Here is a 25,160-nt window from a genome sequence, read left to right as displayed (position 1 = left end):
TCGCAATCAATCCTTGCAGGGGAAACGCTCGGCCCAGTGACGAGCCAAATCAATACGGCGGCACACCCACACGTTGTCGTGCTTCTGGATGTGGTCGAGGAAGCGCTGCAGCGCTGTAATCCGGCCGGGGCGGCCCAGCAGTCGGCAGTGCATGCCGATGCTCATCATCTTGGGGGCGTTGTCGCCGCTGGCATTGCCCTCGGCGTACAGGACATCGAAGGTGTCCTTCATGTACTGGAAGAACGGATCGGCATGCGAGTAACCCTGGGGCAGGGCAAAGCGCATGTCGTTCACGTCCAGCGTGTAGGGAACGATGAGCTGGTTGTGCGTCGTGCCGTCGCTCTTGGCAACCTTCATCCAGAAGGGCAGGTCGTCGCCGTAGTAATCGCTGTCGTAGCTGAAGCGGCCGGTATCGGCCACCAGGCGGTGGCTGTTGGGGCTGTCGCGGCCGGTGTACCAGCCCAGGCCGTGGTCGCCGCCCGTGCCGTACAGCTCTTCAAAGATGTCCACGCATTGCTGCATGTGCGCGCGCTCGATTTCCTCGGGCACGTTCTGGTAGTGAATCCACTTCAGGCCGTGGCAGGCCACTTCGTGACCGAGCTCGTCAAAGGCCTGGGCCAGCTCGCGATGCTTTTGCAGCGCCGTGGCCACGCCGAACACGGTCAGCGGCAGAGCGCGTTTCTCGAACTCCTTGAGAATGCGCCACACGCCGGCGCGCGAGCCGTATTCATAGATGCCGTCCATGCTCATGTGACGGTCCGGGTAGCTGGCGGGATTGAACATCTCCGACAGGAATTGCTCGCTGCCCGGGTCGCCATGCAGGATATGGTTCTCACCGCCTTCTTCGTAGTTCAGCACGAACTGAACGGCCACGCGGGCTTTGCCGGGCCATTCGGGATGGGGCGTGTTGCGGCCGTAGCCAATCAGGTCGCGTGGATAGGAGGCGGTGGAATCGTAAGTCATAGGGATACGGATGAAAGTGCCATCGACAAGTCGTTCGTTGGCAAATCGCGGTCGAAGGTCAGGCCTGCTTCCACGTGGTCCAGGTGCAGCTGCATCAGCTGCACCGCATGTTCGGCATCGCCCGCAGCCAGTGCGTTCACGATGTCGGCATGTTCTTCGTGCGAATGCTCGGCCGCCGATGCAGACTGGTACATCAGCGTGATCAATGCGCAGCGGGAAATCAGCTCGCCCAGCAGCTGCGCCAGCACCTCGTTGCCCATGAGCTCGGCCATGCGCACGTGGAAGTCGCCCAGCAGCTCGGTGCGCTGGCCCACGTCATTGGCTTCCATGGCCTTTTTCTCGGCAGCCACATGCTGCTTGAGGGCGCGAATCTTGGCGGCGCTGCTTTGCTTGACAAAGCTGCGCACCATCTCGGCTTCGAGCATGCGGCGCACGGCAAACACCTGGCGCGCCTCGTCCACCGAAGGCGTGGCCACAAAGGCGCCGCGAGCGGGCTCTAGCCGGATGAGACGGTTCTGCGAAAGCTGGAACAGGGCCTGGCGCACTAGGGTGCGGGAAACTCCAAAGTGGTCGGCCAGCTTTTGCTCGGCCAGCTTGGTGCCGGGCATCAGGCGATGCTCGACGATGGCCTTGGTCAGGCTTTCGACAATGAAACTGGTGGTGGAAGTTTCCATAAATCCATCATAGCGGTTGAAGACAAGTTTTGTATACAGTTTCTGTTCACCAAACATGGTGTTTGTATCGATGTTCAGGTGCAGAAAGCTGTGCGCAAGCGCGCAAACCCAATGGGAGCAAGGGCTTGCAACATTGGTATTGCAAAGATCAGCAGTGTTGTGACTGGGGGCCCTCTGTGAGGGAAAAAAGCCCGAATGCACAATGCGCAGCTATGCAAGCACAGAATACATCCTCGCGCGCGCAGGCTGCGGCAACGCCTGTTCCCCAGCAAGACCCGGCTGGCTTTCTGCGTCATCTGTATGACGTGGCGGTGCGCAACGCCCTGCCCATCGAGGGTCTGGCGCGTCATCTGCCCAAGCCGCCCAAGGGCCGCACGCTGGTGCTTGGCGCCGGCAAGGCCGGCGGCTCCATGGCGCAGGCGCTGGAGGCTCTGTGGCCGCAGGATGCCCCGCTGTCGGGCCTGGTGGTGACGCGCTACGCGCACATTCCCCCACGCCCCGAAGGGCTGGCCCAGCGCCTGGAAGTGGTGGAAGCCGCCCACCCCGTGCCGGACGCGGCGGGTCTGGCTGCGGCCGAGCGCATTCTGGCGCTGACCGAGGGGCTGACGGCCGACGATCTGGTGATCTGCCTGATCTCCGGCGGCGGCTCTTCCCTGCTGACGCTGCCCGCCGAAGGCATCGACCTGGCCGAGAAGCAGCGCATCAACAAGGCGCTGCTGGAGAGCGGCACGGCGATTGGCGAGATGAACTGCGTGCGCAAGCATCTCTCGCGCATCAAGGGCGGGCGTCTGGCCGCTGCCTGCCATCCCGCCAAGGTGGTGACGCTGACCATCAGCGATGTGCCCGGCGACGATCCTTCGGTGATCGCCAGCGGACCGACGGTGCCGGACGCGTCGACCTGTGCCGACGCACTGGCCATCCTGGACCGCTACCAGATCGGCATTCCCGAGTCCGTGCGCGCTGCGCTGCAAGCCGGCGAGCTGGAGACGCCCAAGCCCGGCGATGCCCGCTTTGAAGGCCATGAGGTGCATCTGATCGCCACGCCCCAGCAGTCGCTGGAAGCGGCGGCGGCCGCCGCCCGCGCGGCCGGCATTGCCGTGCATGTGCTGTCCGACGAGATGGAGGGCGAATCGCGCGAGGTGGGCAAGGTCCATGCAGCGCTGGCGCGCGCTGTGGCCCGGCATGAGCAGCCTTTTGCCAGGCCCTGCGTGATTCTCTCGGGTGGCGAGACCACGGTGACCATCCGCCCGCGCCAACCCGGTGCCGCCAAGGGGCGCGGCGGCCGTGCCGGCGAGTTCTGCCTGGGTCTGGCCCAGGCCCTGCAGGGGCAGGAAAAGGTCTGGGCGCTGGCCGCAGACACCGACGGTATCGACGGTGTCGAGGACAACGCGGGAGCGCGTGTCTCGCCCTGCACGCTCAAGCGTGCGGCAGAGCTGAGTCTGCGCATCAGCGATCACCTGGATCGCAACGATGCCTATGGCTATTTTTCGGCGCTGGGCGATCTGGTGGTCACCGGGCCTACGCATACCAATGTCAACGACTTCCGCGCAATTCTGGTTCTTTGAAGCCATCAAATTGAATAGCTGCTTGCGCAGGCTATTCAACGGTTTCAAATAGAAAAATATCTGCATCTATCGCTCATCAAGCGGTAGATGCTATTTTTTATATAGCTGCAGTGTCAAACTGGCGCTACCCATCCCAGTGCTCCGAGCAAGTGCCGCCTCGCGGCGAAGGAGCAGTTCCCCTCCGTTAGCGCGCAGCGCGTACAGAGAGGGGGAAGGCGCGAAGCGCCTCAGGGGGAGCTAGCCCCCTCTTGGCAGATCCTCCCACCAGGCATCATCGAACTTGCCCTGCAAAAAGGCGATGAAGGACTGCACCTTCTGCGGCACCAGGCGCGGCGAGGGGTAGACGGCGTGGATTTCCTGCTCGGGCAGGCGGCAGGTCTTGAGCACTTCCACCACGCGGCCGTCCTTGAGCGAGTCCTGGGCCACATAGCGCGGCAGGGCCGCAATGCCCATGTGCGAGCGGGCCGCGGCCAGCAGGGCCGAGAGATTGTTGGAGCGCAGCCGCCCGGTGACGGGAATCGACACCGGCTCGCCGCTGGCATTGCGCAGTCGCCAGATATCGTTGCCCTGAACGCTGCTGTAGATCAGCGTGGAATGCTCCTTGAGATCCGAGGGCCGGCGCGGCGTGCCGTGCTTGCGCAGATAGGTGTTGGAGGCCACCAGCACCCAGGGGTTGACGCCCAGCATGCGTGCGCCCAGCGAGGAGTCGGCCAGCTTGCCCAGGCGCAGCGCCACGTCGATGCCGTTGGCCACCAGATCGGTGTAGCGGTCCTCGAAGCTCAGATCGACCTGCACCTGCGGGTTGTGCTTCATGAAATCCATGGCCAGCGGAATGAGTACCCGGCGCCCGAAGGCCACCGAGCTGCCGATGCGCAGCTGACCCTGGACCTGGGTCTGGCGCACCTTGACCACGTTCTCCGCCTCGGCCACATCGCTGACGATGATCTTGCACTTTTCGTAGTACAGCGCGCCGGCTTCGGTCAGGCTCACGCCGCGCGTGTTGCGGTTGAGCAGACGCACCTTGAGGCGCGCCTCCATGGCCGCGACCTGCTTGGTCACGGTGGGCTGGGTGGTGGCGAATTCCTGCGCGACCTTGGTGAAACTGCCGGTCTCCACCACGCGCACAAACATGTGCATCGCGTCGAGTCTGTCCATGGATTTGTCTCCTATTTATTCTTGGGTGGAATAAATTTTATGGTCTGAGAGCGGCTTCCAGCAAGCAAAGGTCTTGACTAAAGTTCAACCAAGTTTTTAGGAGACCCTCATGGCCAAAATGAAAGCAATCGACGCCGCAGTCCTGGTGCTCGAAAAAGAAGGTGTAACCGTGACGTTTGGTGTGCCCGGCGCGGCCATCAACCCGCTGTACGCTGCAATGAAGAACCACGGCGGCATCGGTCACATTCTGGCCCGTCACGTCGAAGGCGCCAGCCACATGGCTGAAGGCTACACCCGTGCTGTGGCCGGCAATATCGGCGTGTGCATCGGCACCAGTGGCCCTGCCGGCACCGACATGATCACCGGTCTGTACTCGGCCAGCGCCGACTCCATCCCCATCCTGTGCATTACCGGCCAGGCTCCCCGCTCGCGTCTGCACAAGGAAGACTTCCAAGCCGTGGACATCGCCTCCATCGCCAAGCCCGTGACCAAGTGGGCCACCACCGTGCTGGAGCCCGCCCAGGTGCCACGCGCCTTCCAGCAGGCCTTCCACCTGATGCGCTCCGGCCGCCCCGGCCCCGTGCTGATCGACCTGCCCATCGACGTGCAACTGGCCGAGATCGAATTCGATATCGACACCTACGAGCCCCTGGCCGCCTACAAGCCCACCGCTTCGCGCAAGCAGGCCGAGAAGGCCATCGAGATGCTCAACGAATCCGAGCGTCCCTTGCTGGTCTCCGGCGGCGGTGTGATCAACGCCGATGCTTCCGATCTGATGGTCGAGCTGGCCGAGATCCTGAACGTGCCCGTGATCCCCACCCTGATGGGCTGGGGCACCATCCCTGACGATCACCCCCTGATGGTCGGCATGTGCGGTCTGCAGACCAGCCACCGCTACGGCAACGCCAATATGCTGGCTTCGGACTTCGTGTTCGGCATCGGCAACCGCTGGGCCAACCGCCACACCGGCTCGGTCGAGGTCTACACCAAGGGCCGCAAGTTCATCCACGTGGACATCGAGCCCACGCAGATCGGCCGCGTGTTCGCGCCCGACTACGGCATCGTCTCCGACGCCAAGGCGGCTCTGGAGCAATTCGTTGCCGTCGCCAAGGAGTGGAAGGCTGCCGGCAAGCTCAAGTGCCGCAAGGCCTGGGTGGCCGAGTGCCAGGGTCGCAAGAACAGCGTCGAGTACCTGCGCAAGACCAACTTCGACAGCGTGCCGATGAAGCCCCAGCGCGTCTACCAGTGCATGAACCGCTCCCTGGACCGCGACACCACCTATGTGTCCACCATCGGTCTGTCGCAGATCGCCGGTGCCCAGTTCCTGCACGTGTACAAGCCCCGCAACTGGATCAACTGCGGCCAGGCCGGTCCTCTGGGCTGGACCACTCCAGCCGCCCTGGGCGTGCGCGTGGCCGACCCCCAGCGCAAGATCGTGGCGCTGTCCGGCGACTACGACTTCCAGTTCATGATCGAAGAGCTGGCCGTGGGCGCGCAGTTCAAGCTGCCCTATGTTCATGTGCTGGTCAACAACAGCTACCTGGGTCTGATCCGTCAGGCACAGCGCGCTTTCTCGATCGACTATTGCGTGCAATTGGCGTTCGACAATATCAACATGGATGAGGGTGATGCCACCCGCGGCTACGGTGTTGACCATGTTAAGGTCGTTGAGGGTCTGGGTTGCAAGGCGATTCGCGTTCATCGCGCCGAAGACTTTGCCCCCGCCATGCAGCAGGCCGAAGCCTGGATGGCCGAGCACCAGACTCCTGTGGTGATCGAGTGCATCCTGGAGCATGTGACCAACATCTCCATGGGCGCCGAAATCGACAACGTGGTCGAGTTCGAAGACCTGGCGACCGAAAAGGCCGACGCGCCCAGCGCACTGGCCCTGCTGGACTGATAGGAAAACTCCCCCTGAGCGGCTGCGCCGCTCCCCCCTGTCTTTGCAGGAGGAGGACGACGCTTTCGCTGCGGGGCGGCGCGGCCGGCTCAGGCCCTTGCCTGGCGTCCGCCAGCCCCACCATTAACGATTACCGGAGACTTTTATCATGCCCCGTTTTGCAGCCAACCTGAGCATGTTGTTCACCGAGGTGCCTTTCCTCGAGCGTTTTGAGCGTGCCGCAAACGCAGGCTTTGAAGCCGTGGAGTTCCTCTTCCCCTACGCTCATACCGTGGAAGAGATCAAGGAGCGCCTGGACGCCACCGGCCTGCAGATTGTTCTGCACAACCTGCCCGCAGGCGACTGGGATGCAGGCGAGCGAGGCATTGCCTGCGACCCCAAGCGCGTGGACGAGTTCCGCGCCGGCGTGGCCAAGGCCGTGACCTATGCCCACGCCCTGGGTGTACCCCAGCTCAACTGCCTGGCCGGCAAGGTTCCTGCCGGTGTCGACGCTGCCGTGGTGCGCCGCACTTTCGTGGAAAACCTGCGCTTTGCTGCCGCCGCCCTGAGCGCCGCCAACATCCGCCTGCTGATCGAGCCGATCAACCCCTTCGACATTCCCGGCTTCTACCTGAACCGCACTGACGATGCGCTGTCCATCCTGGACGAAGTGGGTGCGCCCAACGCCTTTGTGCAGTACGACATCTACCACGCCCAGCGCGTGGAGGGCGAGCTGGCCGCCACCATGCAAAAGCAGCTGGGCCGTATCGGCCATATCCAGCTGGCTGACAACCCCGGTCGCAACGAACCGGGCACGGGCGAGATCAACTACCCCTTCCTGTTCGCACACCTGGATCGCATCGGCTACGACGGCTGGATCGGCTGTGAATACAAGCCCGCCAACGGCACCGAGTCCGGCCTGGGCTGGCTGCAGAAGATCGGCGGCTGGAGCAAGGCGGCAGTGGCTGCCTGAATGGATGACAAGGCCTGTGGCGCCTGCTCGCAAAGCGCCATCGGCCATCGAATTTGAGTAGGACTTACGCAAACAGGAATGCAGCAACGGCGAGCCTGCCTGAGGCAGTCGCCTTGCCCGAACCGGTTCTTGCGTGAGTCGTGTTGAGTTTCAAGAAAACTGAGGAGTACAACCATGAACGCATCGTCTCTCAAGCTGGGCTTTATCGGTCTGGGCATCATGGGCGCGCCCATGTGCGGCCACCTGATTGCGGCCGGCCACCAGCTGTTCGTCAACACCGTGGGCAAGGTGCCTGCCAACATCGCCGATACCAGCGCCACCCAGTGCACCACCGCTCGCGGTGTGGCCGAGCGTGCCGACATCATCTTCATCATGGTGCCCGACACTCCCGACGTGGAGAAGGTGCTGTTCGGTGAAGACGGCGTGGCCGCCGGCCTCAAGGGAAGCTCCGGCAAGATCGTGGTCGACATGTCCTCCATCTCGCCCGTGGCCACCAAGGACTTTGCCAAGCGCATCGAAGCCGCTGGTGCTCAGTACCTGGATGCCCCCGTCTCCGGTGGTGAAGTCGGTGCCAAGAACGGTACCCTGTCCATCATGGTCGGCGGCCCTGACGCAGCCTTCGAGCGCGTCAAGCCCCTGTTCGACAAGATGGGCAAGAACATCACCCTGGTGGGCGGCAATGGCGACGGCCAGACAGCCAAGGTGGCCAACCAGATCATCGTGGCGCTGAACATCGAAGCTGTGGCCGAAGCCCTGCTGTTCGCATCGCGCGCCGGTGCCGACCCGGCCCGCGTGCGTGAAGCCCTGCTGGGCGGCTTTGCCTCTTCCAAGATCCTGGAAGTGCATGCCGAACGCATGATCAAGCGCACCTTCGATCCCGGCTTCCGCATCGCCTTGCACCAGAAGGACCTGAACCTGGCCCTGTCCAGCGCGCGTCAGCTGGGCGTGTCGCTGCCCAACACCGCTCAGGCCCAGGAACTGTTCAACAGCTGCGTGGCCCACGGCGGCGCGGGCTGGGACCATTCCGGCATGGTGCGCGCCCTGGAAATCCAGGCCAACTTCGAAATCGGTCAGAAGGCTGAATAAGAGCGGCGAACACGACCCGGCAAACCCAAGGTTTGCGGTTGAGACGAGGCGCGAAGCCGCAGGCAGTACAGAGAAGTACGGCAAGGCTTCGCCACCACGAATCAAGGGTTGTGTGGGCGGCTCTGGGAACGAAGGTGGGGAGGGCGGCCACTGGCCACGCGTACGGCCAGCAGCCGCCTCAAGTGAAAGCCGCGCTCGGGGGAGCGCGGCTTTTTTTGCGTCAGTACCCCATGGTTTTTCCATCGGGGTTGCGCGGGTCCGAAGCGCCGCGCAGCAAGCCGTCGCGGATCTCGATGGTCTGCGTGCGGCCCATGGATGCCTTCAGTGCCACCTTGTGGCCCCATTGCCTGAGCAGGGCCAGCGTATCGGGGCTGAAGCCCTTTTCAACGCGCAACTCGTCAGGCGTCCACTGGTGGTGAAAGCGCGGCGTGGCCGCAGCCTCGGCCGGGTTCATGCCGAAGTCGATGTGATTGACGATTTGCTGGAGCACCGTGGTGATGATGCGCGCTCCGCCCGGGCTGCCGGTGACCAGAACCGGCTTGCCGTCCTTGAGCACCAGGGTCGGTGTCATGGACGACAGCGGCCGCTTGCCAGCCTGCACGGCATTCGCATCGCCGCCCACCAGACCATAGGCATTGGCCACACCGGGCTTGGCCGAGAAGTCGTCCATCTCGTTGTTGAGCAAAATCCCCGTGCCCTTGGCGACGATGCCGCTGCCGAAATTGGTGTTCAGCGTGTAGGTTACGGCCACCGCGTTGCCGGCCTTGTCCACCACGGAGTAATGGGTGGTCTGGTCGCTTTCATACGGTTGGGGCCTGCCGGGCCGGATGTCCTTGCCGGACCTGGCCTGCTGGGGCTTGATGCTTGCGGCCAGCTCGCTGGCATAGCTCTTGGAGATCAGCCCCTTGAGCGGAATTTTCACGAAGTCCGGGTCGCCCAGGTACTCCGAGCGGTCGGCATAGGCGAGCTTCATGGCCTCGGTCATGTAGTGCACGCTTTGCGCGCTGTCGGCACCCCATTGATTCATGGGCCAGCGCTCCATCATGTTCAGGATCTGAATCAGGTGCGCGCCGCCCGAAGAGGGCGGGGGCATGGTCACGATCTGGTAGCCGCGATAGCTGCCGCGCACGGGCTCTCGCTCGGCCACCTTGTAGTCGCGCAGGTCCTGCAGGCTGAGGGCATGGGCGTGAGGCGCCATCTCGGCCACGATCTTCTGCGCGATCGCGCCCTCGTAGAAGGCCTTGGCACCTTGCTGGCTGATCAGGCGCAGGGACTGCGCCAGGTCCTTTTGCACCAGCCTCTCGCCGGTTTGCAGCGGAGCGCCGTTTCTCCAGAAAACGGCCTGGGTGGCAGGCCAGCGGCCCATGTTCTTTTTTTCCTGATCCAGAGTCTTGGCCAGTGTGACGCTGACAGGGTAGCCCTTGTCCGCCAGCGCAATCGCCGGAGCCATGACCCTGGCCAGCGGCATGCTGCCCCAGCGCGAGAGCGCGTGCGTCATGCCTGCCACGGTGCCGGGCACACCCACGGCGTAGTGGGTGTAGAGCGATTTTCCGTCGATGACCTTGCCGCCGGCATCCAGATACATATTGCGTGACGCGCCCCGGGGGGCCACTTCGCGGAAGTCCAGTGCAATGTCCTTGCCGCTCCTGGCGTCGTGCACCATCATGAAGCCGCCGCCGCCGATATTGCCGGCGTTGGGCAAGGCCACTGCCAGTGCAAAGCCCATGGCCACGGCGGCATCGACGGCATTGCCGCCCGCCTTGAGAATATCCACGCCGATCTGCGTGGCCAGCTCCTGCTCCGAGGCCACCATGCCGTTCTTGGCGATGACGGGGTGAAAGACATCCAGCTCGAAGTCATAGGCGGCAGCGGCTGCCTGGGCGGCGGCGCTCTGGGTGACGGCAGGCGCTGGCGCCTGAGCATTGGCATCGCTACGGCTGGCCGCGCGTTCGTTGCTGGCGGGCTCCAGCGTGGCCGTGCCGCTGCAGGCGCTCAGGCCGGCCAGAGCGATGAGCAGGCTGGCTGCCAGGGCGGTGGTGCGCAATTGCATGCGTTGTCTCCTGTTCGCTTGATGGGTCGGGCCAGTGTATAGAGGCCGGTAAAGAGTCCAACCGGGCAGCGCTGGCTATGTGCCTGAAAGTCAAGGCAGAAAAGCCTTTGATGGAGTACAGAAACTGTATACACTTTGGTGATCAAAGCGCTGCGCTCACGCGCGGGCAGGCTTTGTGATGGCTTAGATGTTTTAGGATTTACGCAAACAGGAATGCAACAACGGCCTGCCTTCGGAGGCAGCCGCCCGGCCTGAGCCCGTTTTGCGTAAGTCGTGTGTTTGGTACAACCAAGGGCAGTGGCAAACTGCCTGTGAGGAGATTTCCATGGGCCTGAGCACCCACGTTCTCGACACCATGAATGGCTGCCCCGCCGCAGGCATGGCCGTCGAGCTGTTTTCCACCGAAGGCGACAAGGCCACGCTGATCAAGAGCCTGGTGCTCAATCATGACGGCCGCACCGATGCGCCGCTGTTCGACAACAACACGCTCAAGGTCGGCACTTACCGCCTTACCTTTGATGTTGCTGCCTACTTCAAGGCCCGTGACGTGCAACTGCCCGAGCCCAGCTTTCTGAACAAGGTGAGCCTGGACTTCGGCGTGGCCAATGTGGAGCAGCACTACCATGTGCCTCTGCTGGTCAGCCCCTGGAGCTACTCCACCTATCGCGGCTCCTGACCGGGTCGCGGGTCTCTCTATCAGGGAGACATGGCAAAAATAGGAGCGGCTTGCGCAAGTCCCTTCAAGGTTTCAGCATTAAAAGGCATTGAAACCTAGAGGTGACAGGCGCAAGCTGCTCCTGTTTTTATGAGCTTTTATTTCCCCTTGGAATAGGCCATGGCCACCACCAGGGCGCTCACCAAATAAAAGGCCTGCAGCTCCAGCGCCCAGCCGCCGGTGTTGTTGAGCATCAGAATCTGCCGGGTGTGCATCAGCGCAAATGCCACCACCATATTGATGGCAATCACCAGTGCGGCCGGCACCACCCACAGGCCCACCAGCAACAGCAAGGGCGCGATCACTTCGCCCAGATAGACCGCATAGGCCAGAAATCCCGGCGCGCCCAGGCTCTCGATCTTGGCCTCGATGCTGCCTATGCCATAGCGAATCTTGGCCCAGCCGTGCAGCAGCATGAGCAAAGCCAGGGTGACACGCAGCACGACCAGAGCTGCCTTGGGGTGGTGAAAGTAATTCCAGAATTTCATGAACATCCTGTCGTCAGCGCTACGCTTATACCAATAATGCTAGCGCCTGTTTCAGACAATTCGCCTGCTTGCCCATGGATGGGGCCAAGTCTTGTTTTATGTTCATCTTGTAGGTCTTTTTCGACAACTGCTCTTGCCTTCTGTAGGCCAATGGCGCAAGCTGTAACCGCTGAGTTTTATCGGCAACGCTGCGCACTAGCATCGTGCCAACCCTGTTTCTGACAGCTTTGCATCGGGGGGATGTGCAAAAGCGACTCCATGTCGGACTTCAGGACCTTCTACCTCTGAAATGTGTCTACACATTCATCCCATGAAAGGATATAGGTATGCGTCAAATTTCTCTGCGTTCTGTTGCGATGGCTGCCGCACTGGCTGCCGGTGCCTTGACCATGACGGCCTGCACGACGACCAAGCCTGATACGGCATCGGCTCCCCGTTCCGATTCCACAACGGTCAACACCCGTGCCAATGCCGCTCTGGAGCGCCTGTACCAGACCGCACCAGGATCCAAGGAGATGGTGCAACGTGCCAAGGGGGTGCTGATCTTCCCGTCGGTGATTGGCGGCAGCTTTGTGGTCGGGGTCGAGCATGGTCGTGGCGTGCTGCGCGTGGGCGGCTCCAACCGTGGCTTCTACAGCACGACAGCGGCCTCTATCGGATGGCAAGCTGGTGGCCAGTCCAAGGCTGTGATCTATGTGTTCAACACGCAGGAAGCGCTGGACAAGTTCCTCAAGAGCGACGGCTGGTCCGTGGGGGCTGATGCCACCGTGGCTGCCGGTCGGATCGGTGCCAACGGCAGCGTGGACACCACGACTGCCCAGGCTCCCGTCACCAGCTATGTGCTGACCAATGCGGGCCTGGAAGCGGGCGTGTCGCTGCAGGGCACGAAGATCACCAAAGTGGTCGAATAAGCCTCGCCTGGCTTGTCGCAACAAAAAACCGGCCTTGGCCGGTTTTTTTGTTGTCCGATGCAGCGGGCTGCATCGCTGTGCACTTTCACTGGCCCAGCTGACCTTCGGTCAAGGTGTCGAGCTGGAAGCGTCCCGACTTGTCCCACAGCCAGGTGTCGGTATAGGTCACGCTGCGACCCGGGGCTGGGAAGGGGGCAGCGGAGCGCACGGCTCGCTCGATCTCGGCCACCACTTCGGGGGCATGGCTTGGCTTGCGCATCCAGTGCAGGTTTTTCACGCGGCCCTGGCCGTCAAGTTGAACTTGGAGCACGCCGATCGCATACAGCATAGGCGGCAGCATGCCCTGGTAGATGCGGCCGGAGTTGCGTTCATACAGGTGCTGGGCAGCCTGCTTGCGATAGCTGGGGCTGGCCTTGTCGGCAGGCGTCGTGCCGATGGATGGGCTTTGGGGCGCGATCTGACAGGCGGTCAGCACCGCTGCAACGGCAGCCATCATCCCGGTCCGCAACCACTTCAGGGGGCGGCGGGCTGGTGTGGCGCGGGTGGGGTCGTGGGTTTCAGGCATGCCGCCAAGCGTAGCCGCAAATGGATGGAGGCAGCTGCCTGGGGGGGCAATTCTCACGCCTCCTCGTGAAAAATCTGCAACGACTCGTCAAATCCGGTTCGGATATGCATCCGATTAATGTGCTCATACGCTTGTCTGTCTATTGCGGCTCGCAAAATGCATGAACATCGGTCATCAAAGCAATCGGCGTTCAGTCATGTGGAGTGAAACACAGCAAGGAATCTTGAATCGTCTGGCGCAGCAGCCGCTGTGCTGGGTGCAGGTACAGGCCACTCGTGGCTCCGTGCCCCGTGAGGAGGGGGCCTGGATGGCTGTGTTTGCCGATGAGGTGATGGGGACGATCGGCGGTGGTCATCTGGAGTGGCAGGCCATTGCCCAGGCGCGCCAGTTGCTGGCGCAGTGGGACGCAGACCCCGCAGCCTTGCGCGAGCATATCCAGCGGTATGCGCTTGGCCCCAGTCTGGGCCAATGTTGCGGCGGTGCGCTGGAGTTGCACTTTGCATGGTTTGACGCCAGCGAGGCCCAACGTCTGCGGGCCTTGATGCCCGAGCCGTCGCAATGTGTGGCCCTGTTCGGGGCGGGGCATGTGGGGCATGCGCTGGTGCGCATTTTGCGCAGCTTGCCGTACCGCGTGATCTGGGTGGACAGCCGTGATGCAGTCTTTCCCGTGGAGGAGCAGATAGGGGTGCAGTGCGAGCATTCCGATCCGGTGCAGGCTGCGGTGGCACAGCTGCCGCCGCAGTCGCAGGTGCTCATCATGAGCTTCAGCCATGCCGAAGACCTGGAGGTGGTGGCGCAATGCCTGCTGCGTCAGCGCGAGCGCGGAGATCTGCCTTTTGTGGGGTTGATTGGCAGCAAGACCAAATGGGCCAGCTTCAGCAGCCGCTTGCGCAGTCGAGGGTTCAGCGATGCAGAGTTGGCCCACATCACCTGCCCGATCGGCGTGCCGGGCATTACCGGCAAGGAGCCCGAGGTGATCGCTGTGGCGGTGGCAGCACAGCTTCTGCAGCGCTTGTCTGCAAGCTGATGGTGCAACGAATGGACCTGATCTGGTGCATGTTGCCGCAAACATGCTGTCACTCGCCCTGAAAATCAGGCCCGATCCTTGCATATCGATCTTGTATTAGGGAAATCTCTAGGGTGGTTTATCCCTGATTCGAGAGTTTCGGCAGCAAAAATTGCATACACTTTCGGTCGACAGAATGGTCGCAGCGGTGCCCCGTGTGTAACGTCCGGGAGCGCGGCCTTTTCTTCTGCTCAGAGCGCCCGCAGTGGTGAGCAGGTTGTTCGGCAGCCTCACGCTGCCAAGGTTGAGAGCTATGGAAAGCTACATTCTCGACTGGGCCGGCCTGCTGTTGCGGTGGCTCCACGTCATTACCGCGATCGCCTGGGTCGGTTCCTCCTTCTACTTTGTGTTCCTGGACAGCAGCTTGACGCCGCCCGTGGATGACGACCTGAAGAAGCAGGGCGTTAACGGCGAACTCTGGGCTGTGCACGGTGGCGGTTTCTACCACCCCGTCAAGTTCAATGTGTCTCCTCCCAAGATGCCGGATCACCTGCACTGGTTCTACTGGGAAAGCTACACCACGTGGCTGTCCGGCTTTGCCTTGCTGACGGTCTCCTACCTCTGGAACGCCAATATCTATCTGGTCACTCCCGGCGACCCCAATGCCATGAGCACCGGCGCTGCCGTGGCTTCGGCTCTGGGTTTCCTGGTGGTTTTCTGGCTGCTGTATGACTTCATCTGCCGAACCTTCGGCCAGAAGAAGAATGGCGACGCCACCGTCGGTGCCATGGTTCTGGTTCTGGTGTGTATCGCAGCCTACCTGGCCTGCCACATCTTCCCCGGTCAGGCGGCCTTCCTGCTGATGGGCGCGATGATCGCGACGTCCATGAGCGCCAACGTGTTCTTCTGGATCATCCCTGGCCAGCGCAAGGTGGTGGCTTCGCTCAAGGCTGGTGAGCCTGTGGACCCACGTCACGGTCAACGTGCCAAGCAGCGCAGCGTGCACAACACCTATTTCACGCTGCCCGTGCTGTTCGCCATGCTGTCCAATCACTATGGCTGGTTGTACAGCCACAAGATGAACTGGCTGGTGCTGATCGGCATGATGTTTGCCGGTGCTGCCATTCGCCAGTTCTTCGTGATGCGCCACGGCTACAAGCTGGGTCGCAACAGCCACCCCTGGCCTTACGCTGCTGTCGGCGTAGCTGCTCTGCTGGCCGTGTTCGTCTGGCTCAAGCCCGCTCCTGTGGCTGTAACTGCCCCAGTGGCGGCCGCTCCAGCGGCACCCGCAGCCGGGCAGGCTGCAACTCCCGCAGCCCCTGCAGCTGAAGTGGCAACTCCTGCCGTCGAAGGCGCATCACCTGCTGCTGCTCCCGCAGCCGCTGGCGGCGAAGGCTTTGCCAAGGTCAATGCCATCTTCCAGCAGCATTGTGTGGTGTGCCACGGCACGGCCATTCAGCAAAAGGCGGTTCGTCTGGACTCCCCCGATGCGGTGAAGTCGCACGCCCAGCAGATCTACCAGCAGGTGGTTCAGCTGAAGAAGATGCCTTTCGGCAACCCTGCGGCTCTGTCGGATGAGGAACGTAACCTGATCAAGACCTGGTACGAGTCCGGCGCTGCCGTGAACTGATCATCAGCGGTTGTTCTGGGTAGTCAAAGTCGTTAACTGGAAATTGAAGCCGTCAACAGCGGCCTGACATCCATGCGGCTTTCAGGGGAGGGAGGTTGCGGCATCAAAGTCGTGAACTCCCTTTCCCTAATCGAAAAAGCGCTCGTTGTGAGCGCTTTTTCTATTGAAAATTCAACGGACTGGACTCGTGAGCGCAGCGCAAGCGTGGGAGCCTCCGTCAATAGAGCTGAGAGCGCCCCTAGGGCTGTCTGCAGTCGCTCAACTCAAAGAGGCCTATGACTGCCAGTGCCCAAGCAGTTATTTAAGCGTGACTGCCACGCAGGTCTGCTTTGACGCTCAAGGCGGTCCCCGGACTGTCACGAATTCCAGGTGCCCGTTTTTGCATGCACCGAACTGGTGCTTTCGACCTGTTGCCGTCATCCGAGCTTTGACGACCGATGCCTGGTATGCAGCGATTGCTGCGGCTCATGGCTGCATCGTGACCTATCGGTTAGCCATCGGCAGTAAAGGCCATGAGCGTGACGAAGCCACGCCCGTCATGGGCTAGGCCATAAAAAAGCGATGCCCCCGAGGGTGCATCGCTTCTTTTTTTGCTTATTTGGGCAGGGATGGCCTTGGGATCGAGTTTACTGAGAGGATCGTAACGACGGCTCACGCGCCGAACTGATCAAGCGTTCTCCAGGACGCTTCCAGGCGTCCATGAGATGCACCCGAGAGGCGGATGGCGGTCGTATCAGCACTCAAGTTTGAGAGAGGATCTCCTCATCCTTCTTGAGGCCTTGGGAAGCAAGCGTGTTTCTAATTTGACCTGTCGAGGTTTTGCGGGGTGAAGAGGTGCGAGCCAACCGCAGATCGGCCAGCCGCTCGGTGCCGTCGCTCGCATCGTGGGCCTGTAGCTTGAAGCCGGCTACCACTTCGGCTAACTGGTGCGCCTGCTGCTGCAGCGACTGCGCCGCTGCCGTGGCCTGTTCCACCAGTGCGGCGTTCTGCTGCGTGCTCTGGTCCATCTGGGTAACGGCGCTGCCGACCTCGGCAATGCCCCGGCTTTGTTCCTGGCTGGCATTGCTGATCTCGGCCACGATGGCCGTGACGCGGTTGACACTGTCCACCACGTCCTGCATGGTGGTGCCCGCCTTATGCACCAGGCGGCTGCCCGTGCTGACTTGGCTCACCGAATCGTCGATCAACACCTTGATTTCCTTGGCAGCCTCGGCCGAACGCTGAGCCAGCTGGCGCACCTCGGACGCCACCACGGCAAAGCCGCGGCCCTGCTCGCCGGCGCGCGCGGCCTCCACGGCCGCATTCAGCGCCAGGATGTTGGTCTGGAAGGCAATGGAGTCGATGACCTGGATGATGTCCACGATACGGCGCGCCGAGGACTCGATGCCGCCCATGGTCTGCACCACCTGGCCCACCACGGCACCGCCTTGTGTGGCCACTTCGGAGGCATTGCTCGCCAGCTCGCTGGCTTGGCGCGCGCTGGCCGCGTTCTGCTGAACAGTGGCAGTGAGCTGCTCCATAGCGGCAGCGGTCTCTTCAAGCGAGCTGGCCTGCTGCTCGGTGCGCGAGGACAGGTCTTGGTTGCCGCTGGCGATCTCGCTGGTGGCAATGCGCACCGACTCCGAGGACTGGCGGATGCGCAGCAACACGGCAGCGATCTTGTCGGTGAAACGGTTGAAGGCCGTGGCGATCTGGGCCAGTTCGTCCCTGCCCGCGGTATCCAGGCGCCGCGTCAGATCGCCCTCACCCGAGGCGATATCCTCCAACGCATCGCGCACGACGAAGAGGCGGCGCAGTAGACGGTTCACGCTGACCGACAGCAGCGCCACGGCCACCGCCACGCACAGCGCCGCGATCAGCATCTCCATCTGCAGCAGCTGGCGTGCGGCTGTCGTAGCCTCGGCTTTGTCCACGGCCACGCCCAGCAGCCAGGGCGTGCCGTCTACCCGGGACGCATAGACCAGCTGCGTTGCGCCATTCACGTCCACTTCGGCGCTGCCGCCGTCCTGCGCCAGTTTCTGCAGCAGCCCGGCATCAAGCTGCGGCGCGATGCCGGAGGAGGGCTTCATGACCAGTTCCGCCTTGGCATAGGCCAGGATGTTGGACTGTCCATCCAGCAGGAAGGCAAAGCTCTTGTTCGTGGCGTGGATGGAATTCACCTTGCGCGTCACGGTATCCAGATGCATGTCCGTGCCAACCACGGCCGTGTACTGGCCGGCCGGCCCCACGGGCTCGACGAAGCTAATCGTCAGCTTGCCGGTGCTGGCATCGATGTAGGGAGGTGTCACACTGGGCTTGCCGGCCTGCACGGCCTGCTTGTACCAGGGGCGCTCCGTCCCGACATAGTTCTCGGGCATGGGGTGGGCGAACACATGGGCGCCGCTGGCATAGACGAAATAAGTGTCGTCGAAACCACCGGCCTGCTTGGCCGCCAACAGAAAGGGCACGGGCTCTTGCTTACCCACCGCCTGCTGCAGCGAGCTGGTGATGCGCTGCTTGTCTCGCACCCACTCGGCCAGATCATTGGCATGTAGCTTCGTGAGCTGGCTTATGCGCTCGTCGAGCGAGCGCTCGGTACCGCTGCGCACCGAGAAAAAGGTGGAGAGCGCCAGGGCAAGCAGGGAGAGCGTGGTGATGGCTACACAGATACCGATCAGGCGAGCGCGCAGGCTGTTGAACATGAGAACAATTCCACAAAGCGTAATAATTTGTTGGAAGGCAATGTACCTTGATTCGGCTCATGGGAAATTCCTCGTGAGGGAGGCAGTTTCCCTAGGAATTTCCAACTGCTCTGATGGCAGCTGCGTTATCAGTCACGTGACTCATGGACATGCACTGACTACAAGGAGCAGACAAGGAGCAGACCGCCAGGATTGAGTTGTAGCAAGTCGGACTGGATGAAACCCACAAGAGCATTGTGAAGCGGCCGTTCAGGGCAGGCGGCGTTCAATGACCGGTGTTGGCGGTTGCTGCCGCTCATCGGAGCTGGGTGAGCTACCGCTCACCTCGTCATAGCGCTGATTCAGAGCGCCAAGACAGTCACTTCTCCAATGACTGTTTTCAGGTCAGCAACAGCCCCTTCGCTAATAGTCTGCCCCCGGGAATGCGGGAAGTAAGCTATCTCGGCTCGCAAATAGGCGCTGTCGGCCCAAAGTAGTCCCTCAACCAACGATGCTTATTGCCGGCAATCGCCGGTAATGGCCGGCCTGCATCTGTTAGCTGAAGCCGCGCAACGCGGTATTGTGTGATCTGGGCTGATATGCGCAATCGTAATCGCACTGAATCGATGCGGATTCACTCGACAGCCTCGCAGCTTTGTGAATGTTGCCGCTCGAGCTCTATCGGCGAAATGTTGCCGAACGCAGCTTGGCGACGTGTTCAGTTCTAGACCATTTCGATCTAGAGGACTTCGGTTTTGCCGAGCCGGCCTTCAAGCTTGGCGTCGGATGTCATGGGCTACCAAGGCTGAAGCAACGGGCTTGAAAACTTGAAAGAGCACTCAATGGCCTCCCATAGAGGTGGAGGTGATACGTAGCAGCTTGGCCAACTACTTCGGTGGAGTGGATATCGTCGGGCCCTAGGAGCAGAACCTCGCCAGAGCCCACTGCAACGTGGGTGGTTTCGACGACGATTCCGGACTTAGCGGACTTCGTGTAGAGGCGGTTCAATTCCAAGCCCCGAATGCCCACCACGACAGCCCATGTTTCGTGGCAGTGAGGAGGACTTGTGACGCCAACTCCATCCGAGACAAGATACAGTGCCGGCCGATCCCCAGCGACGGCGAGTTCATAGAGAGCCTCCTCGCCAACTCGAGCTACAGGATAAGGAGCTACTTGCCACATAGGGGAGTTCGCAAGGTGTAGAAGGCTGTCTGCAATAGCCTCGAAATCGACAGCAGACTTTGGCGGCGTGCTGATGCGATCGATTAATTGATGCGCCTGCTCGACTATCGTGCCTGGTGATTGCATCAGAATTCCCCAACTTCCTAACATGATGTAGACGGACTCTGGTTGCGCGAGACAGCAACACTGCTGCGTGATGGCGAAAGCCCATTGGCTCACGCATTCACGTAAGTGACTGCTCGGGGCCGCAAGTCAGCCATGAATCGACTCGGTTAAATGAGTCCCCTTTAGGGGGAAATATGCCTGGATATCACTCCTGATCACTCCTGAGAGAAACCCGCTAGGTCACATGACGGGTCGTGCCAGTGACAACCTATTTCCTTTCCCCCAGCCTCATTTGATAGACCGCTGCGCTCCAGTACCGCGTACCGCTGCTTTCTCGGCAAATCCACCCCGCAGACTCCAACTGCTTCGCGATCAATCGATTCATGAAGCCATGGCCAAGCAGCAGAACGGGGCCTTCATTTGCGATCAATTGAAGTCGCTGAGCCGCTGTATTAGCTCTTACTTTAGCTTCTCGGGCAGATTCGACTCCTCCAGAAAAGCCGCACAGCCATGCAATCCGAAGAAAAAATGCCCACGTAAATGGGGAAAAGCGAGGTCGTTTCCATCTTCCGTGAGGCAACTTCGCCTCGCAGAAAATCGCATCTATGAGATGAGGTCGAAGGCCCAATGCCCGAACAGACGCCAGTGCTCGGGGTGCATTGCTCGAAATGATCACCTTTGCTGTGGCGGCCAGGTCCATGCTGGCCACAGGGACGGCATGTTCTACGATTTCGGATAGCTCGTAATGCTCAATCCAGCACTTCATTTCAAGGGCTGAAACCTTGCCGCCTGGAGCCAAGTTCGGCCGACCGTGGCGCATCAAAATAATTTCTCGGTTCATTGAGTGGGTGCAGAGTTCATCGATTGCTTGTCAGCGGTCCAATCAATCGCCGACTTTTAGCCGCCGCATGAGCCAGTTCGCGGTGAACTCGAAGTGCTCTCGCATGTTCGACTCCGCCGTGTGGCCGTCATCTCCAAAGACCAGTTGCGTCACGTTGAAGCCGAGAGCGGCAAGAGATGCAGGCTCATTTCTGGATACGAGATCTTCGCGGGCGCCGTTCACCATGAGGATGGGTTTGCGCAACTGCGCCGCGGTGGGCATCTTCAATTGATAAGAGAGTTGGAATGCTTCGTAGTATTCGCACATCGCCTGACGAGGTGTCGTCAGCGGATTCATGTTGGCAAACACGGTGTAGGGAGCGACGATCCATGCAGGCGCTTTCTCGCAATGCTCTTGTCCGAAGCTCGAATCGCTAGGGCCACCTACATTGACAATCGCTTGGTAGAAGTCGTTTCGCAGCCCGCCAAGAGTTCCCAAATAGCCCCCCATACTCCAGCCGTACACGGCCACTCGGCTTGTGTCTAGGTCGTGGCGCGTCTTGATGTAGTCCGCAACCGTGTCAAGCATCGCAGAGGACTCCGGGCGGAATCCCAACTGGTTCTCCCCGGTGTCTGGATTTTCCACAAGGAGGGTCGCAAACCCGCGACCCATGAAGTAGTCGCTGTGCCGGATCATCTCCGTCTTCAGGTTGTCAAGGCCACCGAGAATGACCAGCACCGGAGGCTTCTTATTGCTGCTGCCTAGTGTCGACAGTGTTCGGAAGTAGCCAATGAAATCCTTTTCGCCGGTCCTGAATTTGATCCGCTGGAGCGGTGTTCCCAGGACTGCGTAAGCTCGTTCGGTTGCCTGCAGATCCGCAGCGGGGACCTGCTTGGGCAGTCGATTCATCCGCAGATAGAACGCGGCCTTTTTGTATTCGGCCGATGCACTCTCGCTCTCGCCGCGCTCTTCGGCCGCATGCGCTCGTGCCAGATGCACCTGGGCGGGCTTGCTAAAAGTCGCCTGCCAAGCCGCCTGCGACGGCCCCGCGTTCTCTGGCAACCTTCCAATAATGTTATCGAACGTGCTCGCTTCGATGCCTGCATCCTCAAGCCACCAACAGATGTTGAACTTGAACGAAGGATGCATGCGAGCGATGCCTTCCGGGTACTCCGCCTGTCCTCTCCTGCAGAACTCGGCCATGCTGTCCGCTGCCCTGACTGAGGAGCTGCTCTGCGCAGCGGATTCGCGCGGAGCCACCGCAGAAAGAACGACGGCTCCAAGGAGCATCAAGCGTTTCAAGATCAATGGGTCCGTCACAGTCGTTCCTTGTTGGGCTTGGGCAGATCCCCCAGAGCTAGGGCAATGAAGAGGTTTACCTGGCGTTATTGGGGTGACGCATTGGGTAGCCAACCATGGCGGCGATACCAAGCTAGCGTATCGGCAACGGTTTGCTCGATGGGGCGAAATTTCAATTGAAGCTGCTGTTCGCTCTTCGTGTGAATGAAATGACTTCGTCCCGCCTCCTTGCGCATGAGCCGCACCGTCGCCAAACTGAGCAAGATGGGTTGGCCGCTGATCTTCGCGTAGAGTTCCTGCGCCGCCGCCAGGAGATACAGAAGCAGGAAAGGCAAGTTGCGTGTCGGCGTCTTGATTCCCGCGATCTGCCCCACCAAGGGAACCAATTCCTGCATCGTCATGTGGCGGCCGGCGGCCAGATAGCGCTCACCGCGCTGGCCGCGCGCTGCAGCTGAAATTTGCGCCTTCGCGACATCGCGAGCATCGACAACCGAGAAGCTCCCTGGCAGCAACCCAGGCAATTTGCCAAGCACCACATCGTTGACAAATTGTCCTGACGAGGTTGGGCCGATATCGGCAGGACCCCACATCCAGCCAGGCAAGACAAAGCTCGCATGCATGTCCGGATGTGTGTCAAGAAAGGCCGATACGACTTGATCGGCCAGTATCTTGCTTCGGTAATAGTCGTCGTCAGCATCTGCTAGGTCACGCAGGCAAGTCTCATCGATGGGCGCACCCGGCTCGCCATTCAGCACTGCGATGGATGAAGTCTGAACGAAGCGCCGGATGCCGGCGTCGTATGCCTGCTCGATAAGCTGCTGTGTGCCGTCTACATTGATGCGTTTGAGCTCTTCCCAGTGGCTGCCGCCTTTGAAGTTGTCTCGAAAGAAGGCTGCGGTATGGAACACCACGTCACATCCTTGCAGCGCCCTGGAGAAAGCGGGCACATCTGCCATGTCACCCTGCACCAGCTCCACGCCTTTCACTCCTGCGAACTGTTGCATACCTTTGGTTTCCGAACGGACGAGAGCCTTGACGAAGACGCCGCGCGCAACTAGCTCACGCACAAGGTTGTTGCCGAGAAGGCCTGTGGCGCCAGTGACAAAAGCGGACTGTGGACTGCTGTACTTTTTCATTTCGATTGATCTTCAAATATCATTTGAAATTTAAATGTACCGCTGGAACTTTGAAATCTCAAGTGATATCTGAAAATTTTTCGGTGTGCGCGCACACGCGATCACACAACGTTCGATATCTGAATCTCATGTGATATCTTTAAAGTCATGAGCACCACGACTGCAAGAAGACGCCTGACCCGAGACGAAAGCCGGGCACAGACTCGCGAGCACCTGATCGACGCTGCACGGCACTTGTTTGTGACAAACGGGTATGGAGGCGCATCGATCCGTGACATCGCGAACAACGCTGGCTATTCCCAAGGCGCTTTTTATTCAAACTTCTCAAGCAAAGAGGATGTCTTGCTAGAGTTGCTGCGACGGCACATGGATGCAGAAGCGATGCAACTTACTACGCTCATGGGCGACAACGCACAGTTGCCCGAGCAAATGCTGGCCCGACTGGAGGCCTGGGCTTCTACCCTCAATCACGATGCTGACTGGTGCATGCTTTCCATAGAACTGCAGTTGCATGCGAGGCGTAGCCCATCTTTCGCGACGGAGTACCAAAAGGTTTGGGACAGACACCAATCCGAGATCGGCGGCGTGATCGACCTATTGTTTGAAAAGCTTGGTCGCTCCACTCCTGCCGAGCCTCATGAACTAGCGGCTGCTTTCATGGCACTTTCACATGGGCTTGCACTGCAAAAGACCACCGACCGCCAGGAGCTGACTGGACGCTTGATCATGGTTTTTCTACGTGGATTGATCGCAAGTTCGACGTAGCCACGACTCGATGGTGCTAAGAAACGGGCATTCAGGCCGGTACGTGGTGAACCACGCAACCGAGTGGCCAGTTACGAGGGGTGTGTGGCCGTTCAAGACACCTGACGTTCAACGACTGGTGTTGGCGATTGCTGCTGTTTAGGCGCTGAGTCACGATCCACCAGGATCGGCGATTGCCGTCATTGATACAGCCAAGTCCAGCAACCACCTCATGACAGACACGCCTCGGCCGCTCGAGCCTGCGAGCGTGATCTCAGCGGGGGCGCGCGCTCATACCTTGGCGAGGAAGGCCGCCGCATCACCCGCTTCACACTTCCAGTCTGCGAAGACCCCAACCAGATTGCACTCCACACAGTGGCAGGCGATGTAGTACCAGCGCACGTCATGTGTGCCCTCATACACGGAGACGCCGGACATCAGCTCGAACACCTCGTTCTCGCACACGCACTCGTGCGCCTCGGGGGCGGCCTCTTCAACGTAGTCCGCGCTGTCGCCCATCAGGTGTTTCTGCCCGCAGTCGGTGCAGATGCGGATTGCCACACCGGCTTCTTCATCGGTCTGCAGCGCAAAAGTCCGGCACCCGCAATTGCATTTGGACGAGGCAAACCGGACGGCCTCATAGCGATTCGCAATGCTGTAGCTGCGCAGCTCGGCTTGGGTGTCGCCGGACGTCGTCCCGTACCAGAACTCGCCCTTCTTCGTCAGTGCCATTGATGCTGTTCCATTCTTCAAGGTGGGCTTCCCGGCAGACCTGACGCCAGGCTTGCCCCGATCATCTGGATTTTGCCTCAAGGCACGGTGAATCGTCATCAAGGGGCCGGGTCGGGGTGGTCTGCGACAAGGGCTGCGGAAATCCTTGAATGCCGATTCTTGGAGATTGCAGCCAGAGTCCATCAGGTTCAGCTGTTGATCGCCGCCGGCATTCGATGTTGAAGCCCCTGCGTCAGCTCTCCGCTGTGGATTCAATCGGGTGCAGGCCATCGACAGTCGGGCAGGAGCGGCCTTCCGAAGTAGGCCATATGTACGGAGGATTGCTGCCCTTAACATGACCTACTTTAAACAGTGGCCCGAGACAGGTTATGCGCAGCTTTCTTTCCTTTGTTAGCAAAACGGGTGACAGTTCCATTGACCCCGATGCAGTTGAAGAAGCATCGGGCTGCCTTGACCAATTTACCGCTGCATTCAATGCACTGGATTTGGCAGGTATGGATGCACAACTTCATTTCCCGCATGTGATGATTTCGGGAGCTGACGCCCTGATTTGGGATGTTCCTAATCAGCATCCTTCCGATTTTTTCCAGCGGCTAAAAAGCACTGGCTGGTCATCTACTCGATACGAATCGAAAGTGCCGGTTCTGAGCAGCCAGAACAAGGTCCATTTCCTCGTCACTTACACGCGACGCTCGGACACGGATGAAGAGCTGAGTCGTCACACCAACCTCTGGATTGTGGTCAAGCAAAATGACACTTGGGGTATATCTCTTCGCTCCTATTAAGCGACTGAAGTCTGTGGCCGGTTGGGATCGATTGCTG

21 protein-coding genes are annotated in these 25,160 nt (G+C 60.6%); 10 read left to right on the top strand and 11 right to left on the bottom strand.

The features are described 5' to 3' along the window. Window positions 1–6: 6 nt before the first annotated feature. A complete protein-coding gene (gene puuE / locus AC1RTQ_RS18510) occupies window positions 7–963 on the bottom strand; it encodes an allantoinase PuuE (RefSeq protein WP_492877860.1) in 957 nt (318 codons plus the stop codon). After that, the gene (locus AC1RTQ_RS18505; RefSeq protein ID WP_492877858.1) at window positions 960–1,637 is read right to left on the bottom strand and encodes a GntR family transcriptional regulator; all 678 of its coding nucleotides are present in this window, start codon (window positions 1,635–1,637) and stop codon (window positions 960–962) included. Before AC1RTQ_RS18505 ends, puuE begins: the two co-directional genes overlap by 4 nt. A gap of 212 nt (window positions 1,638–1,849) precedes the next feature. Here AC1RTQ_RS18505 and AC1RTQ_RS18500 point away from each other — a divergent pair, with 212 nt between their 5' ends. Next, a complete protein-coding gene (locus tag AC1RTQ_RS18500; RefSeq protein ID WP_492877856.1) occupies window positions 1,850–3,202 on the top strand; it encodes a glycerate kinase type-2 family protein in 1,353 nt (450 codons plus the stop codon). 237 nt (window positions 3,203–3,439) lie between these two features. Here the strand turns inward: AC1RTQ_RS18500 and AC1RTQ_RS18495 are convergent, their stop codons facing one another. Next, window positions 3,440–4,357: a LysR family transcriptional regulator gene (locus AC1RTQ_RS18495; RefSeq protein WP_003052436.1), complete on the bottom strand. Its 918-nt coding sequence runs from the start codon at window positions 4,355–4,357 to the stop codon at window positions 3,440–3,442. A 109-nt stretch (window positions 4,358–4,466) separates the two neighbouring features. On the opposite strand from AC1RTQ_RS18495, the gene gcl reads away from it, so the two are divergent. From gcl to glxR, 3 genes are all read left to right on the top strand, one after another. Next, a complete protein-coding gene (gcl, locus tag AC1RTQ_RS18490; RefSeq protein WP_492877853.1) occupies window positions 4,467–6,257 on the top strand; it encodes a glyoxylate carboligase in 1,791 nt (596 codons plus the stop codon). 148 nt (window positions 6,258–6,405) lie between these two features. Next, window positions 6,406–7,209 carry a hydroxypyruvate isomerase gene (hyi, locus tag AC1RTQ_RS18485; RefSeq protein ID WP_492877851.1) on the top strand — a complete coding sequence of 268 codons (804 nt, stop codon included), beginning with the start codon at window positions 6,406–6,408 and terminating at the stop codon, window positions 7,207–7,209. A gap of 174 nt (window positions 7,210–7,383) precedes the next feature. After that, window positions 7,384–8,295 carry a 2-hydroxy-3-oxopropionate reductase gene (gene glxR / locus AC1RTQ_RS18480; RefSeq protein WP_302089531.1) on the top strand — a complete coding sequence of 304 codons (912 nt, stop codon included), beginning with the start codon at window positions 7,384–7,386 and terminating at the stop codon, window positions 8,293–8,295. A gap of 220 nt (window positions 8,296–8,515) precedes the next feature. Here glxR and ggt read toward each other — a convergent pair whose 3' ends face one another. Then, window positions 8,516–10,345 (bottom strand): gamma-glutamyltransferase, encoded by a 1,830-nt coding sequence (gene ggt, locus AC1RTQ_RS18475; protein ID WP_492877849.1) that lies wholly within the window; start codon window positions 10,343–10,345, stop codon window positions 8,516–8,518. Window positions 10,346–10,670: 325 nt separating this feature from the next. Here ggt and uraH point away from each other — a divergent pair, with 325 nt between their 5' ends. Next, window positions 10,671–11,021: a hydroxyisourate hydrolase gene (uraH, locus tag AC1RTQ_RS18470; protein WP_302089533.1), complete on the top strand. Its 351-nt coding sequence runs from the start codon at window positions 10,671–10,673 to the stop codon at window positions 11,019–11,021. Between the two features lie 137 nt (window positions 11,022–11,158). On the opposite strand, the gene AC1RTQ_RS18465 is transcribed toward uraH, so the two are convergent. Beyond that, window positions 11,159–11,548: a DoxX family protein gene (locus AC1RTQ_RS18465; protein WP_302089534.1), complete on the bottom strand. Its 390-nt coding sequence runs from the start codon at window positions 11,546–11,548 to the stop codon at window positions 11,159–11,161. Between the two features lie 326 nt (window positions 11,549–11,874). Here AC1RTQ_RS18465 and AC1RTQ_RS18460 point away from each other — a divergent pair, with 326 nt between their 5' ends. Continuing rightward, window positions 11,875–12,459 (top strand): BPSL1445 family SYLF domain-containing lipoprotein, encoded by a 585-nt coding sequence (locus AC1RTQ_RS18460; protein WP_302089535.1) that lies wholly within the window; start codon window positions 11,875–11,877, stop codon window positions 12,457–12,459. Window positions 12,460–12,544: 85 nt separating this feature from the next. Here the strand turns inward: AC1RTQ_RS18460 and AC1RTQ_RS18455 are convergent, their stop codons facing one another. After that, on the bottom strand, window positions 12,545–13,024 hold the full coding sequence (locus AC1RTQ_RS18455; protein WP_492877846.1) for a hypothetical protein: 480 nt from the start codon (window positions 13,022–13,024) through the stop codon (window positions 12,545–12,547). 196 nt (window positions 13,025–13,220) lie between these two features. On the opposite strand from AC1RTQ_RS18455, the gene xdhC reads away from it, so the two are divergent. After that, a complete protein-coding gene (xdhC, locus tag AC1RTQ_RS18450) occupies window positions 13,221–14,051 on the top strand; it encodes a xanthine dehydrogenase accessory protein XdhC (protein WP_492877844.1) in 831 nt (276 codons plus the stop codon). A gap of 292 nt (window positions 14,052–14,343) precedes the next feature. Further along, the gene (locus tag AC1RTQ_RS18445) at window positions 14,344–15,660 is read left to right on the top strand and encodes a urate hydroxylase PuuD (RefSeq protein WP_492877842.1); all 1,317 of its coding nucleotides are present in this window, start codon (window positions 14,344–14,346) and stop codon (window positions 15,658–15,660) included. A gap of 740 nt (window positions 15,661–16,400) precedes the next feature. Here AC1RTQ_RS18445 and AC1RTQ_RS18440 read toward each other — a convergent pair. The 4 genes from AC1RTQ_RS18440 to AC1RTQ_RS18425 all read right to left on the bottom strand — a co-directional run bounded on the left by AC1RTQ_RS18440 (window position 16,401) and on the right by AC1RTQ_RS18425 (window position 22,862). Continuing rightward, complete coding sequence (locus AC1RTQ_RS18440; protein ID WP_492877840.1) at window positions 16,401–18,341, bottom strand: methyl-accepting chemotaxis protein; 1,941 nt, start codon at window positions 18,339–18,341, stop codon at window positions 16,401–16,403. A 1,534-nt stretch (window positions 18,342–19,875) separates the two neighbouring features. Continuing rightward, window positions 19,876–20,448: a histidine phosphatase family protein gene (locus tag AC1RTQ_RS18435; protein WP_492877838.1), complete on the bottom strand. Its 573-nt coding sequence runs from the start codon at window positions 20,446–20,448 to the stop codon at window positions 19,876–19,878. 42 nt (window positions 20,449–20,490) lie between these two features. Then, window positions 20,491–21,576 (bottom strand): alpha/beta hydrolase family protein, encoded by a 1,086-nt coding sequence (locus AC1RTQ_RS18430; RefSeq protein ID WP_492877836.1) that lies wholly within the window; start codon window positions 21,574–21,576, stop codon window positions 20,491–20,493. A gap of 236 nt (window positions 21,577–21,812) precedes the next feature. Further along, window positions 21,813–22,862, bottom strand: coding sequence for an SDR family oxidoreductase (locus tag AC1RTQ_RS18425; protein ID WP_492877834.1), 1,050 nt, complete (start codon window positions 22,860–22,862; stop codon window positions 21,813–21,815). A gap of 147 nt (window positions 22,863–23,009) precedes the next feature. On the opposite strand from AC1RTQ_RS18425, the gene AC1RTQ_RS18420 reads away from it, so the two are divergent. After that, entirely contained in the window at window positions 23,010–23,627 is a 618-nt protein-coding gene (locus AC1RTQ_RS18420) for a TetR/AcrR family transcriptional regulator (RefSeq protein WP_492877832.1), read from the top strand. 270 nt (window positions 23,628–23,897) lie between these two features. Here AC1RTQ_RS18420 and AC1RTQ_RS18415 read toward each other — a convergent pair whose 3' ends face one another. Next, on the bottom strand, window positions 23,898–24,338 hold the full coding sequence (locus AC1RTQ_RS18415) for a hypothetical protein (RefSeq protein ID WP_409817637.1): 441 nt from the start codon (window positions 24,336–24,338) through the stop codon (window positions 23,898–23,900). A gap of 368 nt (window positions 24,339–24,706) precedes the next feature. Here AC1RTQ_RS18415 and AC1RTQ_RS18410 point away from each other — a divergent pair, with 368 nt between their 5' ends. Continuing rightward, on the top strand, window positions 24,707–25,123 hold the full coding sequence (locus tag AC1RTQ_RS18410) for a DUF6841 family protein (protein WP_492877830.1): 417 nt from the start codon (window positions 24,707–24,709) through the stop codon (window positions 25,121–25,123). Window positions 25,124–25,160 lie beyond the last annotated feature (37 nt).

It is taken from the genome of Comamonas sp. GW821-FHT11H03, assembly GCF_058807955.1.
Note: the sequence above shows the minus strand (reverse complement) of the source record. Positions and strands in the feature narration are given on the sequence as shown.